This window comes from Amycolatopsis sp. cmx-11-12 (genome assembly GCF_046269425.1).
Taxonomy (GTDB): domain Bacteria; phylum Actinomycetota; class Actinomycetes; order Mycobacteriales; family Pseudonocardiaceae; genus Amycolatopsis.
In genome coordinates, this window is sequence record NZ_JADNQM010000077.1 from 1 (window position 1) to 13,656 (window position 13,656).

The following is a 13,656-nucleotide window of genomic DNA, read 5'->3' on the forward strand; positions in this document are numbered from 1 at the left end:
ACACAGCCCAACAAGCATAACTACATGGAGAGCCCGTTGCGGCGAGAGTCGCACGGCGGGTTCGGCGGGCGGCCTCTGGGAAACGCACCCGAGGAAACTCGGGCGGCGCGCCCAGGGCCGACCCATCCCGGCTGGGGAGCCGTCGGCGACGGCTGGGTCCCGTCGCGGACGCCTGACCAGCCCGGATGAGGTTCGGGGTGGGCGAAGCGCGTGGCGCCGACCGGGGCCGCCGCGTACGGGATCGCGCGGTAAAGCTCGCCGAAAGGGTCACGGATGCCGCTCACGACGCCCGCTGGGGTTTCTGCTTGTGGGGACACGAAAAATCCTTTCAGGACAGGCGGGAGAAGCCCGCCCACTCCTTGATCGCGAACTTCGGGCCCCTGCGCTCGACCCGCAAGGCGCCCTGAGCGCCGAAGTGCGCCGGGAAGACGAGCGCGTTGTTGTCGGCGGCGCGGCCGAGCACCTTGTGCCGGGTCGCCCTGGACTCGGCCGGGTCCTCGCAGAAGGCGGAGTTGGTGTCCGGCTCCACGATCTGGAGCGCGGAGTGCGCGAGGTCACCGACGAACACCGCGTGCTCGCCGCCGGATTCCAGGGTGAGTACGGACGAGCCGGGGGTGTGACCGGCGGCGAGGTCGAGCCGCAGGTTCCGGTCGATCCGGTGCGTGCCGTCCCACAGCCGGGCCAGGCCAGCCTCATGGACTGGCACGACGCTGTCTTCGAAGACGTTCTGGTTGCCGCGGCCCAGCACGGACTTGTGCTCGTTGGCCGGATCCCAGAACTCGAAGTCCCGCTTCGGCATCAGGTAGGTGGCATTGGGGAAAGTCGGCACCCAGTGGCGGCCTTCTAGGCGGGTGTTCCAGCCGACGTGGTCGATGTGCAGGTGGGTGTTGACCACGACGTCGACGTCTTCGGGCCGCACGCCGGCGGCCGCGAGGTTGTCGAGATAAGGGGTGTCGAGACGGTTCCACACCGCCGCGTACGGCCGGTCCTTGTGGTTGCCGACGCCGGTGTCGACGAGGATCGTGCGGCCCTCGCTGCGCAGGAGCCACGACTGGATCGCCGAGTGGCACTCGTCCGTCTCGGGATTCCAGAAGTCGGGCGCCAGCCAGCCGCGGTGCTCGTCCCACGAGCCTTCGGGGCTTTCCGGCAGGAACTCGGCCGGTGTCATCTCGACCGAACCGTAGAACTCTTTGACACGGGTGATCGTGACGTCGCCGATGGTGATCTCATCCATGTGACCGAGCCTGGCGCCGCGGACACGCGCGGACCACGCCCCGCTTGTCCTACCACTGGCGGGGTGTGGCTGAGGCGGACCGTGGCGGCGGATACTCGGATCATGGACGGACCTGGACCGCTCGGCGACTTCCTGCGGGCACGGCGGGCGCGATTGCGACCGGAGGACGTCGGCCTGCGCGACCTCGGGCCGCGCCGACGGGTGGCCGGGTTGCGACGCGAGGAACTGGCCCAGCTCGCGGGCGTCAGCGTCTCGTACTACACGCGGCTGGAGCAGGGCATGTCCCGCGGCGCCTCGGCCGAAGTGCTCGACGCCATCGCCCGCGCGCTGCTGCTCGACGACCACGAACGCGACCACCTCGGCCGTCTCGCCGGCATCGCCCGCCACAAGCCACGGGCACGCCGCCCCCGCCCGGAAAAGCTCCACGACGAGACGCGGGATCTCCTGCGCACCATCGAGGCTCCCGCGCTGGTACTCGGCCGCCGTTCGGACATCCTGGCGTGGAACGGCCTCGGACACGCCCTGCTGGCCGGTCATCTGGACTTCCACGCCCCGGCGGATCCGGCGCGACGGCCGAACATCGGCCGGATGCTGTTCCTCGACCCGCACAACCGCGAGCTTTACGTGGACTGGAAGCGGAAGATCCGCGCGGTGGTCGGCAATCTGCGGATCACCGTCGGCAGGCATCCCGACGATCCGCTGCTCGCGGAGCTGATCGGCGAGCTGACGATGAAGAGCCCGGAGTTCGTCGCGCTCTGGGGCGACCACCGCGTGCAGCCCTGCGACGCCGCGGCCTACGAACTGCACCATCCCGTCGTCGGCACGGTGACGGTGACCCAGCAGACCCTGTCGATCGCCCGCTCACCGGATCAGCTGCTGATCGTGTGCACGACCCCGGCCGGCTCGGCCGACGCACAGGCCCTCGCGTTGCTCCGGCAGGCGGGTTCATGCCTTGTCGTGCACGGTGATCGCGTAGCCGTCCGGGTCGGAGAAGGCGAACGTGCGGCCGAACGGCCCGTCGAACGGTTCCGTGACGATGGGGACGTCCGCCGCGACCAGCCGGTCGTGTAGCGCCTGCGCGTCGTCGGCGTGCAGCCACAGCGCCACCCCCGCCCCCGGCTGCGGGGAGATGGCGTCCAGGTCCATCCCCGGCACGGGTTCCCGCACCGCGAACGGGATCGGCTCGGTGCCGAACACCACCGCGTGGGGCGGGGCGACGGGCAGCCTGCGCAGCCCGAGGTGGGTTTCGTAGAACCCGGCCGCGCGATCGAGGTCGCGGACTTGCAGCGAGAAGAAATCGAGTCCGGTCACGGTCATGTCGTCCTCCATCAATGTCAGTGTGTTGACATCGCCAACGTATGTCATGATGCTGACATGAGTCAAGGCGAGACGGTCGGCCCGCTGGACCTGGCGGTGGGGTACATGCTGAAACGAGCGGCGACGGCGCTTCGCACGGCCATGGACACCGCTTTGCGCCCCCTCGACCTCACCGTGCCGCAGTACTCCTGCCTCGAAGTGCTCTCGCAACGGCCGGGACTGTCCAACGCGGAACTCGCGCGAGCCGTGTTCGTCACCCGGCAGTCGATGAACCTGGTGCTGCGCGGACTACAGGACCGCGGACTGGTCACCCGCCCGGCGACCGCGCCGCAGGGCCGCGCCCTGCCCAGCACGCTCACCCCCGCCGGACGCGCCCAGCTCCGCACCGCCAGCGGTCTCGTACGGGCGGTCGAGAAGCGCATGCTCGAACCTTTTACCTCGACCCAACAAGACCGGCTACTGGCCGATCTCGTCGCCTGCGCCGACGCCCTCACACCCCCCGACGACGCGTGATCTCCGCCCAATCACGCGAGTTCGCCGCCCAAGCACGCGAGATCGCCATTCAGGCACAGGCCGGACGGCTCAGGACCTCGTACTCACCAGCGTCTCCGGCTTGAACGCGAACACGGCGTCACCCTGGACGAGCACGTGCCATTCCCCGCAGACCTTGTCGGTCCGGCTTTCCTGACCCTGCGGCCACCAAGGGGCGGCGAGCGTGGCCGCCTGCGTCGCGGCCGGACCCGGCACGCATTCGGCGGGCAGTGTCCCGCCGGTGAACCGCAGGAGCCGCTCCGAACCCGTGGTCCGGATGACCTCCGTGATCGACACTGCCTTGTCCGGCACCCATTCCGGCACCCGCGCGTCCTGGTCCCGCTTGCCCTCCGCGCCGGTCGAGTAGCCGACCGCCTTGACGTGACCGTTCGCCCGTTCGGTCAGTCCCTCTTTGAGACCGCATCCGGTCAGGGCGAAGGTGGCCGTCGCCGCGGTCAGCACCGCAGCCGTGATCTTCCTGTTCATACGATCGAGTCAACCTCGCGAAAGCCTCCGAGGGATCGGACTTTCGGTCGGGCCGGGGCGGCCATCCGGCCGATCTTCACGACGGATAACCGCCAGCGCTCGCCGGCCGCACACACAAGAGTGATCACCATGACCCGGTCACCAGCTGCCCTGTCCGTCCTCGAAGGCATGTACGCGGCGGAAGCCGACTACTTCGCCGCGGGCGGACCCGGCAAGTCGTCCTTCGCGCCACTGGCGCCGTTCTTCTCCCCCGATGTCGTGCTGCACCAGGCGGATGGCCTGCCATACGGCGGAATCTGGCGCGGCCACGAAGGCATGGAGCGGTTCTTCCTCGCCATGAGCGGCACTTGGGACGTCTTCGACATGGTGGAGCAGAGCTTCCTGAGCGAGACCAGCCCGCTGGTCGTCCTGACCCACGTGCACGTCCGGGCCAGGGCCACCGGCCGCGAGCTGGACTTCCCGATCCTGCAGACGATCACCGTCGAGGACGGGCGCATCACCGAGGTGCGGCCGTTCTACTGGGACACCGCGGCGATCGCGGCGGCCTGCACGAACTACCATTCCGCGGATGACCGCCTACCACGATCTTGACGTGTTCGAGGAAGCCGCTTCCCTGCCGGAGCGGCAGCAGAAGATCCTGCTGACCATCCGCGAATGGGTGGTGGAGCACGGGTACTCGCCGAGCACGCGTGAGATCGGCGAAGCGGTCGGGCTGCGGTCGACGTCCTCGGTATCGAAACATCTCGCCGCCTTGGAGGAGAAGGGTTTTCTCCGTCGCAGCAGCTCGATTTCCCGCCCGATCGACGTCCGCGCGTTCCTGCGCGGCACCACGTCGCGCGAATCCACAGAGGACTCTGTGCCGGTCCCCGTCGTCGGTGACATCGCCGCGGGAACGCCGATCTCGGCCGTCGAGCACGTCGACGACGTGATGACCCTTCCGCGGGAACTTACCGGGCGGGGCAACGTCTTCGGGCTGCGCGTGCGCGGTGACTCGATGATCGACGCGGCGATCTGCGACGGCGACATCGTCGTGGTGAAGCAGCAGCAGGAGGCGCATTCCGGCCAGATCGTCGCCGCGATGATCGACGAAGAGGCCACGGTCAAGGTGTACCGCCGCCGCGACGGCCACGTGTACCTCGAACCGCGTAACCCCGCCTATGACGTCATCGACGGGGACCGGGCGGCCGTGCTGGGCGTCGTGGTTTCGGTCCTGCGCAGCGTCTGAGGAGTTTCTGTCGGTGGGCCGGGGTACCGTCCGGCCCATGTACGAAATCGATTTCGTCGAGTTCCCGTCGAGCTCGGCCGCGGGCTCGAGCGGCTTCTTCGAGAAGGCCTTCGGCTGGACCGCGACGGCCTACGGTCCGACGTACGCCGACGTCCAGAGTGGCGGGGTGGTCTCGTTGGGCTTCCAGGAGGACACCCCGCAGCAGACCACCGCGCCGCTGGTGACGATCCGCACCGACGACCTCGCACGGGCGAGGGGTTCCGTCGAGGCCGCGGGCGGAGTCGTCACGGTCGAGCCGTTCTCGTTCCCCGGCGGGCGCCGGTTCCACGTCCGCGAGCCCGGTGGCGCCGAACTCGCGGTGTGGTCCCCGGACGCCTGACATCAGGCGGCGAATCCGAGCACCAGGGAGGCGGCGACAGGCGCCAGGTACATCAGCGGGAACGCGACGTGCGAAGGCCAGTGCGCGCGGAGCACGGTGATCACGGCGCCCGTGAAGTAGAGCACCAGGCCGATCCCGGCCGCGACGCCGATCGCGGGCAGCCACAGGCCCGCGATCAGGCCGAGCGCGCCCGCGGCCTTGGCGGCGCCGAGCCAGTTCCACCAGGCGTGGGGAACGCTGTAGTCGGCCAGCGGCTGCACGACCCACTTCGCGCGGAAGAAGATCGAGGCGGCCGAGAACGCGGCCATGAACGCTCCGACACTCGTGACGATGACGTAAGCAGTGGACATTTCGGTTTCTCCCTAGGTTCTCGGTGTTTCGGGTTCTCCGTGGTTCGCCCGGTTGACCCCGGCCACCGAACCGATGTGACAGCGCGGCGCGTGAAGCACGTCACAACCCTTGTCGGCGAGTTTTAGAGCAAGCGCTCTGTTATTCTCGCCGCATGGCCCGCCCCCGCGTGCACGACCTGGATCGGCTGCTCGACGCGGCCGAACGCCTCGTCGTCGACGTGGGCCCGCGCGGCGTCACCGTCCGATCCCTCGCGGCCGCCGCGGGAGTCTCCAACGGCACGATCTACCACGCCTTCGGCTCACTCGGCGCGCTAATGGCCCGCGTCTGGCTCCGCGCGGCGAGCGACTTCCTCGATTTCCAGACCGAACTGGCCGGTCAGGAGGCGGACCCGGTCGCGGCGGCCATCGCCGCGGCCGACGCGCCCGCCGCCTTCGCCGCCCGGAGGCCGGAGGCGGCCCGGCTGCTCATCACCGTCAAGAAGGAGCACCTGCTCGGCCCGCAGGTCCCCGACGACCTCGCCGGTGCTCTGGTGGCGCTCGACAAACGCCTGGTCACGCTTCTGGTCAGACTCGCCGACCGCCTTTGGGGCAGGCGGGACGCCCGAGCCGTCGAAGTACTCACGACCTGTGTGGTCGACCTGCCGACCGCCCTGTTCCTCCGACCGTTCACCGAGGGCGAGCCGATCTCCGAAGACTTACGTGGCAGGCTCTCCGCCGCGGTCCACGCCGTTCTCCTGCTCCCACCCCCACGAAAGGACTGACGATGCCGACTCTGCGCTACGACGCCCCGGTGTTCCTGCTGGACCTCGGCGACGACGAGAACCGCTTCTCGCCGTCCTGGCTGCAAACCGTCCATTCCCTGCTGGACACCGTCGTCGCGCATCCGGATCCCGCGGTGCTGGTCACCGTCGGCTCCGGGAAGTTCTATTCGAACGGCCTCGACCTCGATTGGCTCACCAGCAACGCCGCCCGGGCCGCGGAGTACGTCGGTGACGTCCACGAACTGCTGGCCCGTGTGCTCACCCTCGGCGTGCACACGGTCGCCGCGATCAACGGGCACGCCTTCGGCGCCGGGGCGATGTTCGCGATGGCGCACGACTTCCGGGTGATGCGCGCCGACCGCGGGTACTTCTGCTTCCCCGAGGCGGATATCAACATCCCCTTCACGCCGGGGATGGCGGGGCTGATCCAGGGCAAGCTCACCCCCGCCGCCGCCATCGCGTCGATGACCACGGGGCGCCGGTTCGGCGGCACGGACGCGCGGGATCTGGGTCTCGTGGACGCCGTCGCCGAGAAACCCGCGCTGATCGAGTACGCCGCCGACCTCGTCCGCCCGCTGGCCGGGAAGGACCGCGGCACGCTTTCCGCGATCAAGACGACGATGTTCACCCCCGCCGTCACGGCACTTCGCGGCGAGTAAGGGCACAATCATCGATTGTGAGCGAAGATATTTTGCGCGCCGACGACCCGGACGTCGCCGAAGCCCGTAACGGGGACGACGCGGCGTTCAACCGCCTAGTGGAGCCGCTGCGCCGCGAGTTGCACGCCCACTGTTACCGCATGCTCGGCTCGACCCACGACGCCGACGACGCCTTGCAGGACGCGCTCCTGCGGGCCTGGCGCGGGCTGGAGCGGTTCGAGGGGCGCAGCTCGATGCGCACCTGGCTCTACACCGTCGCCACCCGCACCTGCCTCGACACCGCCGCCGCGCGCGGCAAGCGGGCCCTGCCGATGGACCTCGGCCCGTCGAGCGAGCGGGCCGTGCTCGAACACGCCCCGGTGACCGAGGTCGCGTGGCTCGGCCCGTATCCCGACGGGAGCCTCGGCCGGGGCCCGGCGGGGCCCGACACCCGGTACGAGCAGCGCGAGGCCGTCGAGCTGGCGTTCGTCGCGGCGTTACAGCACCTGCCGGGCAACCAGCGGGCGGCACTGCTGCTCTTCGACGTCCTCGGCTTCTCCGCCGCCGAAATCGCGTCCACAATGGACACTTCGGTCGCGGCGGTGAACAGCGCGCTGCAGCGCGCGCGGGCGATCGTGGCCGAGAAGGTCCCGTCGCCGAGCCAGCAGCAGACCTTGCGGAAGCTCGAAGACGCGCGGGTCCGCGAGATCGCCGCGGACTTCGCCTCCGCGCTGGACCGCGGCGACGCGGACGCGCTCGTGGCGTTGCTGACCGAGGACGTCACCTGGTCCATGCCGCCGCTCGCCCACTGGTACCGCGGCATCGAGGCCGTCTCCGACTTCGCCGTCGAGGTCCCGATCAGCCGGTGCCCGAGCTGGCGCAACGAGATCATCACCGCCAACGGCCAGCCCGCCGTCGCCTGCTACGTCGGCGAATCGGCCGACGTCGAGCACCACGCGTGGTCGATCAACGTGCTTTCCCTCCGTGACGAGCAGATCTCCGCGATCACCTCGTTCCTCGATCCGGCCGTGTTCGCGCGATTCGGCCTTCCCCCGACGAAACCCTGACGGGGAATGCGCAAGAAGGTGCTGATCGGGCTGGCGGTGATCGTCGCCATCGTCGGCGTGGTCTTCGGTGGCGCGTTCGCCTTCCAGCGCGAGCTGATCTACCTCCCCGAGGCAGGTCCGCTACCGGGCGCCGCCGACGTCCTGCCCGGCGGCCGGGACGTCACGCTCACCACCTCGGACGGACTGAGTCTCGCGAGCTGGTACTTCCCGGTCGCCCAGGCGAAGGCGACCGTGCTCGTCGCGCCGGGCAACGCCGGGAACCGGTCGTACCGCGCGCCGATGGCCCGCGCGCTGACCGCGCGCGGGCTGTCGGTGCTGCTTCTGGACTATCGCGGCTACGGGGGCAATCCCGGCGATCCGTCCGAGGACGGGCTCGCGCTGGACGTCCGCGCCGCGCGGGAGTTCCTGCTGCGCGAGGCCGGAACGCCGCTGGTGTACTTCGGCGAGAGTCTCGGCTCGGCGGTCGTCACCGAACTGGCCACCGAACATCCGCCGTCCGCGCTCGTGTTGCGCTCGCCGTTCGTCGACCTCGCGTCGGTCGGACAGCGGCACTACCCGTTCCTGCCGGTCCGGTGGCTGCTGCGGGACGAATTCCCGACGCGGGACTACGTCGCGCGCGTGAAAGCCCCGGTCACCGTGGTCTACGGCTCGGCGGACTCGATCGTCCCGGCCGGGCAAAGCCGTGAGGTGGCGCGGGCGGCCGGCGCCAGGACGGTCGAAGTCCCCGGCGCCGACCACAACGACCCTGTGTTCTCCGACGGGCCGGAGCTGATCGACGCCATCGCGGGCCGCTGACGGGCCTCAGGCCCGCCGCGCGCTCCGGCGCAGTGACAGGGAGTGGCCGGGGTTGAGCTTGCGGCCGAGGCGGTCGGCCTTCGGCCACCGGACGTCGGTCGCCCAGCGCGCTTTCTCGAACAGCCAGATCAGCCGCGCGGAGATGTCGAGCTGGCCGCGGCGGACGCCGTGCCGGGCGCCGGTGGGGTCGGCGTGGTGGGAGTTGTGCCAGGACTCGCCCATCGAGGCGATGGCGAGCGGCCAGAAGTTCGCGGACTTGTCCCGCGCGGCGAACGGGCGGTCACCGATCATGTGACACAGCGAGTTCACCGACCACGTGACGTGGTGCAACAGCGCGACGCGGACCAGGCTCGCCCAGAAGAACGCCGTCAGCGCGCCCCACCAGGACATCGTGATCAGGCCGCCGAGTACGGCGGGCGCGAGCAGTGTGACGACGGTGAGGACCGGGAACAGCTTGTCGATCCGGGCGATGTCGCGATCGGCGAGCAGGTCGGGCGCGAAGCGCTGCGCGTTGGTCTTCTCGCGGTCGAACAGCCAGCCCATGTGGGCGTGCCAGAAACCGCGGGCCAGCGCGGCGGGACCGGTGCCGAAGCGCCACGGGGAGTGCGGGTCGCCTTCACGGTCGGAGAAGGCGTGGTGGCGCCGGTGGTCGGCCACCCAGCCGATGACCGGGCCCTGCATGGCCATGCTGCCGGTGACCGCGAGCGCGATCCGCAGGCCGCGATTGGCCTTGAAGGCGCCGTGGGTGAAGTAGCGGTGGAAACCGACGGTCACGCCGAGACCGGTCAGGAAGTAGAACCCGGCGGCAAGGCCGAGGTCCACCCAGCCGAGTCCCCAGCCCCAGGCGAAGGGGACGGAGGCGGCGAGTGCCAGCAGTGGCACCACCGCGAACAGTTTGACGAGAAAGTTTTCGGTGTTGGACTGCTCCCCGGACAACATCGGTTGCGGCGCTTGCCGCTCTTCGCTGTCCGGGCGTCTTAGAACTGAAGTCATTTTGTTGTCTCTTGTCGATGGCCAGGGCGAGTTTCAGCTTGTGTCACGCCACGGCGCACGAAAGAGCGTCGCCCGCGACGAATTCTGTGCGAGCGTGCTTGGACAACACGACACCCAAAACGTTGATCTACCTCGTTCAACGAACGGCGTCGACCGAAGGTTCCGGTGCGGGATAAGAGGGTTCGCGAAAAAGATCCATGTATCGCTCTCCCTGAGGAGTCGCGTGATCGTGTCGCTCGACCTGAGCGTCGAGCGGATGGCTGAACAGCGCACTGTCCGTGCTGTGAGTTTTGACGGTGAAACCTTTCGAAGGGACCGCTCGTTCGCGGTCATCGGCGAGGCCGGGGGCGTTTTCCACCCGTCTCGCGCCGGAGCGGCGTCACGCCGAGAGGGCGTCGCCATCCCCAACGATACACGCCCCGGGGCCGAAACCCCAGGGCGCCCCGCCTCAGATCAGCCGAAATCCGGCGCCGGCGCCGTCACGTTGAGCGCCGCGACGACGGTTTCCTCCTCGTAGGCGAAATGTGCTTCGAGCCTGCCCGCGAGCGCGTCGAAGTCGTCGCGCAACCGGACTGGATCGCTCTCGCCATGGACGTACCCCTCGACGAGTTCGCGGATCCGCTTCTGTAACTCCGCGACCACGACGTGATCCTCTCCTAGCTTCGTCAAAGCCGGCGCGAGCGCGGGAAACCGTTGCGCCAGCATCGGAAACGCGCCCATGTCCTCGCCGGTATGATGCTTGGTCAGCGCCTCGCAGAACGAAACACAGTGCGCTCGCAGGGATTTCTCCATGACCAGCGCATCCGCGCGCCCGGCCACGATGTCCTCGACCCCGGCGCGCAAGGTCTTGAGTTCCTCGCGCAGCCACTCGTGGACCTCCACCAGGAAGTCCCCCATCCCCCGCACCCGGTCGTCGATCCGGTGCAGGATCACCACGGGCAGCACCCGCGTCGTTTTCGCTTGGTACTCGGCGAATCCCGGTTCCTCGGCGACGATCTTCGCGAACAACACGTCACGTTCCGCCGACGGCGGAACGGCCGCGATCGCCTCGTAGCTCTCGGTCCCCGTCTCGATCGTGACCCGCTGATCGTGCCGGATGTTGTGGTACCACCCCGGATGCGCCGGCGCCCCCATATTCGAAGCGACGACGACGGTCTTACCGTCGATTTCGAGGTACCCCAACGGATTCGTACGCCGTTCACCACTCTTGGCGCCGGTGGTGGTGAGCAGGATGAGCTCCCACCCCTCGAACACGCCGCCGAGTTTTCCCTTGTTCCGCCTGAATTCCTCGATCACCTGGTCGTTGAAGCCGGTCAACGCGATCCTTTCCCATCGATGTGTCGACAGGAGGGCGCGGAACCACCACCGGAAGAAGGCACGTCAAGTCTGGAGACGCCCGGTTTCGGGCGCACCGCATGGAGGCGTCATCCCACGACGCGGGGATGACTGAATGCGAGAGACGGTGTGTGCCGATCTCTGGTGGCTGAGTAGCCGCTACCTCCATGCGTAGGCCCATACGGGGCTCGGGATCGACGCTAGCACAAGGTCGACTCGGTCGCCGCAACTACATGAAGGCCCCCTTCCTGTACCTAGGCGCAATGAAGGGGGCCTTCATGTACTGGTGTGGGTCGCGTTTCGTCGGCTGAGACGAGGAGGGCCGGGTGATCACGGGGTCAGGCCGAGGATTTCCGGCCGCACGGCGTACTTTCGCCAGTACCGTCCGGGATCCGGGACCAGGCGCCGTTGTTCGAGATCCAGCAGTCCGGAAAGGCTCTCCACCTCGGCCACCACGGCCCCGTCCGGTGTCACGAATTCCTGGACGACCCGTGACACTTTGCCCGGCTCCCAGGTGAACCTGGTCAGGACGTCGATCCGCGCACGGGCGCGAAGCTCACGGCGGAACCGGATCGTGGTTTCGAGGTTGACCGGGCCGAGGTTTCCGGCCTTGAGCGCCAGCGGATCCACCCCGGCAGCCCACACGCATTCCCAGCGCGCGTGATCGGCGTACGCGAGGTAGGCGGGGCCGCGGACGTGACCGTTGATGTCAAGATCGTCCGTGCGGATGTCGATGGTGACGCGGAAAGGTTCGGGCACTTCCCGATCCTCGCCTCGACAGGGCGACTCAGTCTGGAACGTTTCGGCCAGCCCAGGACCGCACGAGCGCGCCGGGTGAGGCACCCGACAGCCGGCGGCACTCCCGTCCGAGATGGGACTGATCCGCGTAGCCCACATCGGCGGCGACATCGGCGAGCGATGCGTGGTCCCGCGCGACGGCCTCGACCCGCTTGAGGAACCGGTGGAACCGCAGCACCCGCTGTAGCTCCTTGGGGCCGACGCCGACGTCGTGCCGCACGTGCCGCCGAAGGCCACGCTCGCTCACACCCAGCTCCGCCGCCACCTGGTCGGCGCGAGCGCCGGGCGCACGCAACGCGCGAGCGGCCGCGACGGACAGCCCGTCCAACTCGACGTCCCGGAGCCTGTCAGCGACCAGTGCTTCCAGTACAGACCGCGCCTCGCCAGGCGTCACGCACGCGGCCAGCCTGGATTCCGCACCACGGGCCCTCGCGGCCCACAGGTCGCGCAACGGTGTGGCGCCCGCGGTCAGCTCAGTCATCGGCAGGCCAAGGACCGCGCCGCCGACACCGCACCGCAGGCGGAGCCCGGCGGTCCAGTCCGCCGACGGCAGCTCATGCCGCAGCATCCCGCGCACCGTGGTGACCGCGGCGAGCACCCGCCCGTCCCAGACGAGGTCCACGCAGCCGTCCGGGAACACCCTCAGCGGACGGCTGCACCCCACCAGGCCCGTCCAGGCGCTCTCGACCACGCCTGCCACCACCGCGGCAGGCGTACTTTCGCGGTACACCGAACGGCCCGAACGGCGACGCAGCGGAACACCCACGCCCGGCAGTATGCCTCCACCCACCGACAAGATGCGCGCCCCTTGATCTTGCTGAAGACTGCCAGCGTGCTGCGGCCGATACTCGACCCGACCCCCGCCGAGTGGATCTCCTCCAGGCTCGGTGGGACGTTCGGCGCGGCCTGCCGCACGGTCCCGCGCGGATACGCCGCCTACGCCCGGCTGTGCCACCCCGCCGAACGCGACCGCGGCGGCTGGGCGAGCTGGAGCGAAACCGCGGCCGAGACGGGACGGCGTGCCCACAGTGCCATGCAGTGGCACGCACTCGTGGGCTCCCCGGATCCGGTGAATCTCACCGGCTCGCTCTGGCGGGGCTCCCCGCCGGGACGCGGCACCCTGCCTGCACACAGTCTCACCGCTCTGCTGCCCGTCCTCGGCGACCATACGTCCACTTCGGACACCTGGTTCTGCCTTTGGGAAGGCTACGGCTGGGCCGACGAAACGACGTTGTCCCGCGAGCAACTCGACGCACCGCGCCTGCGGCATCCCGGCCGCGAGTACCTGATGTTCGCCGGGCCGCTGACCTCGGCGAAGGAACTCGGCTGGCGGCCGCGGCCCAACTGGTTCGAGGCGCAGTCGCCCAACCTGTTCTGGCCGGACGACCGCGCGTGGTGCGTGGCCACCGAGATCGACTTCGACTCGACCCTCGTCGCCGGTGAGGAGGCCTTGATCGACGCGCTCGTCAAGGCGCCCGGGCTGGAGGCCTGGCGGATCGAGCCCGACACCTCACTGGCCGCCGACGGGGACCGGATCAACCACGTTCCGTGACCGCAGCCCAGAAGAGCCCCACTCGAGCAGGGTCACCCTTGCCCGCGTGAAGGCCCCCTTCCCTCGGCTGAGCCGGGCGAATTCTCGGGGTCCTCGCAACACCTGATGGCTTATGTGGCTGCCAGTAGATCACGCAGGCGCTCGGCTGGTTTGTTCCAGCCGAGCGTTTTGCGTGGCCGGCCGTTGAGTTGCTGG

Annotated in this window: 18 protein-coding genes and 2 pseudogenes; 11 read left to right on the forward strand and 9 right to left on the reverse strand. The window is 69.2% G+C overall.

The genetic code is table 11. The annotated features are described in order from the left end of the window. Positions 1-189: hypothetical protein (locus ACLARN_RS43550; protein ID WP_409497377.1), on the forward strand; the 189-nt coding region annotated here is incomplete at its 5' end. Here ACLARN_RS43550 and ACLARN_RS43555 read toward each other — a convergent pair. Both ACLARN_RS43555 and ACLARN_RS43560 read right to left on the reverse strand, forming a co-directional pair. Next, positions 129-317, reverse strand: a pseudogene (locus tag ACLARN_RS43555) (carboxylesterase family protein); the annotation flags it as partial. The gene ACLARN_RS43550 and the pseudogene ACLARN_RS43555 sit on opposite strands and share 61 nt — an antisense overlap. An 11-nt stretch (positions 318-328) precedes the next feature. Further along, positions 329-1,234 (reverse strand): MBL fold metallo-hydrolase, encoded by a 906-nt coding sequence (locus ACLARN_RS43560; RefSeq protein WP_409497360.1) that lies wholly within the window; start codon positions 1,232-1,234, stop codon positions 329-331. A gap of 102 nt (positions 1,235-1,336) precedes the next feature. On the opposite strand from ACLARN_RS43560, the gene ACLARN_RS43565 reads away from it, so the two are divergent. Then, a complete protein-coding gene (locus ACLARN_RS43565) occupies positions 1,337-2,305 on the forward strand; it encodes a helix-turn-helix domain-containing protein (protein WP_409497361.1) in 969 nt (322 codons plus the stop codon). Here ACLARN_RS43565 and ACLARN_RS43570 read toward each other — a convergent pair. Next, positions 2,261-2,599, reverse strand: a pseudogene (locus ACLARN_RS43570) (VOC family protein); the annotation flags it as partial. The gene ACLARN_RS43565 and the pseudogene ACLARN_RS43570 sit on opposite strands and share 45 nt — an antisense overlap. 9 nt (positions 2,600-2,608) lie before the next feature. Between ACLARN_RS43570 and ACLARN_RS43575 the strand changes: the two are divergent. Beyond that, on the forward strand, positions 2,609-3,064 hold the full coding sequence (locus ACLARN_RS43575) for a MarR family winged helix-turn-helix transcriptional regulator (protein ID WP_409497362.1): 456 nt from the start codon (positions 2,609-2,611) through the stop codon (positions 3,062-3,064). Positions 3,065-3,133: 69 nt separating this feature from the next. Here ACLARN_RS43575 and ACLARN_RS43580 read toward each other — a convergent pair whose 3' ends face one another. Beyond that, positions 3,134-3,568 carry a hypothetical protein gene (locus tag ACLARN_RS43580; RefSeq protein WP_409497363.1) on the reverse strand — a complete coding sequence of 145 codons (435 nt, stop codon included), beginning with the start codon at positions 3,566-3,568 and terminating at the stop codon, positions 3,134-3,136. A 129-nt stretch (positions 3,569-3,697) separates the two neighbouring features. Between ACLARN_RS43580 and ACLARN_RS43585 the strand changes: the two genes are divergently transcribed. From ACLARN_RS43585 to ACLARN_RS43595, 3 genes are read left to right on the forward strand one after another with little or no spacing between them, the layout of a single operon-like run. After that, positions 3,698-4,159: a nuclear transport factor 2 family protein gene (locus tag ACLARN_RS43585; protein ID WP_409497364.1), complete on the forward strand. Its 462-nt coding sequence runs from the start codon at positions 3,698-3,700 to the stop codon at positions 4,157-4,159. Next, positions 4,137-4,793: a transcriptional repressor LexA gene (gene lexA / locus ACLARN_RS43590; RefSeq protein ID WP_409497365.1), complete on the forward strand. Its 657-nt coding sequence runs from the start codon at positions 4,137-4,139 to the stop codon at positions 4,791-4,793. Before ACLARN_RS43585 ends, lexA begins: the two co-directional genes overlap by 23 nt. Positions 4,794-4,830: 37 nt before the next feature. Next, on the forward strand, positions 4,831-5,172 hold the full coding sequence (locus ACLARN_RS43595) for a VOC family protein (RefSeq protein ID WP_409497366.1): 342 nt from the start codon (positions 4,831-4,833) through the stop codon (positions 5,170-5,172). Between the two features lie 2 nt (positions 5,173-5,174). Here ACLARN_RS43595 and ACLARN_RS43600 read toward each other — a convergent pair whose 3' ends face one another. Then, positions 5,175-5,522 carry a DoxX family protein gene (locus tag ACLARN_RS43600; RefSeq protein ID WP_409497367.1) on the reverse strand — a complete coding sequence of 116 codons (348 nt, stop codon included), beginning with the start codon at positions 5,520-5,522 and terminating at the stop codon, positions 5,175-5,177. A 152-nt stretch (positions 5,523-5,674) separates the two neighbouring features. On the opposite strand from ACLARN_RS43600, the gene ACLARN_RS43605 reads away from it, so the two are divergent. The 4 genes from ACLARN_RS43605 to ACLARN_RS43620 are packed head-to-tail and all read left to right on the forward strand — an operon-like array spanning position 5,675 to position 8,783. Continuing rightward, positions 5,675-6,283, forward strand: coding sequence for a TetR/AcrR family transcriptional regulator (locus tag ACLARN_RS43605; RefSeq protein WP_409497368.1), 609 nt, complete (start codon positions 5,675-5,677; stop codon positions 6,281-6,283). A gap of 2 nt (positions 6,284-6,285) precedes the next feature. Further along, on the forward strand, positions 6,286-6,942 hold the full coding sequence (locus tag ACLARN_RS43610) for an enoyl-CoA hydratase-related protein (RefSeq protein ID WP_409497369.1): 657 nt from the start codon (positions 6,286-6,288) through the stop codon (positions 6,940-6,942). A 17-nt stretch (positions 6,943-6,959) separates the two neighbouring features. Then, complete coding sequence (locus ACLARN_RS43615; RefSeq protein ID WP_409497370.1) at positions 6,960-7,988, forward strand: sigma-70 family RNA polymerase sigma factor; 1,029 nt, start codon at positions 6,960-6,962, stop codon at positions 7,986-7,988. Positions 7,989-7,994: 6 nt separating this feature from the next. Then, positions 7,995-8,783, forward strand: a complete 789-nt coding sequence (locus ACLARN_RS43620) for an alpha/beta hydrolase (RefSeq protein WP_409497371.1) — start codon at positions 7,995-7,997, stop codon at positions 8,781-8,783. A 6-nt stretch (positions 8,784-8,789) separates the two neighbouring features. Here ACLARN_RS43620 and ACLARN_RS43625 read toward each other — a convergent pair whose 3' ends face one another. The 4 genes from ACLARN_RS43625 to ACLARN_RS43640 form a co-directional block, all read right to left on the reverse strand. Continuing rightward, entirely contained in the window at positions 8,790-9,776 is a 987-nt protein-coding gene (locus tag ACLARN_RS43625; protein WP_409497372.1) for an acyl-CoA desaturase, read from the reverse strand. A gap of 453 nt (positions 9,777-10,229) precedes the next feature. After that, positions 10,230-11,093: a nitroreductase/quinone reductase family protein gene (locus ACLARN_RS43630; protein ID WP_409497373.1), complete on the reverse strand. Its 864-nt coding sequence runs from the start codon at positions 11,091-11,093 to the stop codon at positions 10,230-10,232. 348 nt (positions 11,094-11,441) lie between these two features. Further along, positions 11,442-11,870 (reverse strand): acyl-CoA thioesterase, encoded by a 429-nt coding sequence (locus ACLARN_RS43635; RefSeq protein WP_409497374.1) that lies wholly within the window; start codon positions 11,868-11,870, stop codon positions 11,442-11,444. Between the two features lie 28 nt (positions 11,871-11,898). After that, positions 11,899-12,675: a helix-turn-helix domain-containing protein gene (locus tag ACLARN_RS43640; protein ID WP_409497375.1), complete on the reverse strand. Its 777-nt coding sequence runs from the start codon at positions 12,673-12,675 to the stop codon at positions 11,899-11,901. A 66-nt stretch (positions 12,676-12,741) separates the two neighbouring features. Here ACLARN_RS43640 and ACLARN_RS43645 point away from each other — a divergent pair, with 66 nt between their 5' ends. After that, positions 12,742-13,461 carry a hypothetical protein gene (locus ACLARN_RS43645; RefSeq protein ID WP_409497376.1) on the forward strand — a complete coding sequence of 240 codons (720 nt, stop codon included), beginning with the start codon at positions 12,742-12,744 and terminating at the stop codon, positions 13,459-13,461. Positions 13,462-13,656 lie beyond the last annotated feature (195 nt).

Excerpts from the sequence above, each read along its gene's own strand:
- ACLARN_RS43620 (WP_409497371.1), top strand. The coding sequence starts at position 7,995 with ATGCGCAAGAAGGTGCTGATCGGGCTGGCGGTGATCGTCGCCATCGTC.
- ACLARN_RS43565 (WP_409497361.1), top strand. The coding sequence starts at position 1,337 with ATGGACGGACCTGGACCGCTCGGCGACTTCCTGCGGGCACGGCGGGCG.
- ACLARN_RS43625 (WP_409497372.1), bottom strand. The coding sequence starts at position 9,776 with ATGACTTCAGTTCTAAGACGCCCGGACAGCGAAGAGCGGCAAGCGCCG.
- ACLARN_RS43610 (WP_409497369.1), top strand. The coding sequence starts at position 6,286 with ATGCCGACTCTGCGCTACGACGCCCCGGTGTTCCTGCTGGACCTCGGC.
- ACLARN_RS43605 (WP_409497368.1), top strand. The coding sequence starts at position 5,675 with ATGGCCCGCCCCCGCGTGCACGACCTGGATCGGCTGCTCGACGCGGCC.
- ACLARN_RS43585 (WP_409497364.1), top strand. The coding sequence starts at position 3,698 with ATGACCCGGTCACCAGCTGCCCTGTCCGTCCTCGAAGGCATGTACGCG.
- ACLARN_RS43560 (WP_409497360.1), bottom strand. The coding sequence starts at position 1,234 with ATGGATGAGATCACCATCGGCGACGTCACGATCACCCGTGTCAAAGAG.
- ACLARN_RS43595 (WP_409497366.1), top strand. The coding sequence starts at position 4,831 with ATGTACGAAATCGATTTCGTCGAGTTCCCGTCGAGCTCGGCCGCGGGC.
- ACLARN_RS43580 (WP_409497363.1), bottom strand. The coding sequence starts at position 3,568 with ATGAACAGGAAGATCACGGCTGCGGTGCTGACCGCGGCGACGGCCACC.
- lexA (WP_409497365.1), top strand. The coding sequence starts at position 4,137 with ATGACCGCCTACCACGATCTTGACGTGTTCGAGGAAGCCGCTTCCCTG.
- ACLARN_RS43575 (WP_409497362.1), top strand. The coding sequence starts at position 2,609 with ATGAGTCAAGGCGAGACGGTCGGCCCGCTGGACCTGGCGGTGGGGTAC.
- ACLARN_RS43600 (WP_409497367.1), bottom strand. The coding sequence starts at position 5,522 with ATGTCCACTGCTTACGTCATCGTCACGAGTGTCGGAGCGTTCATGGCC.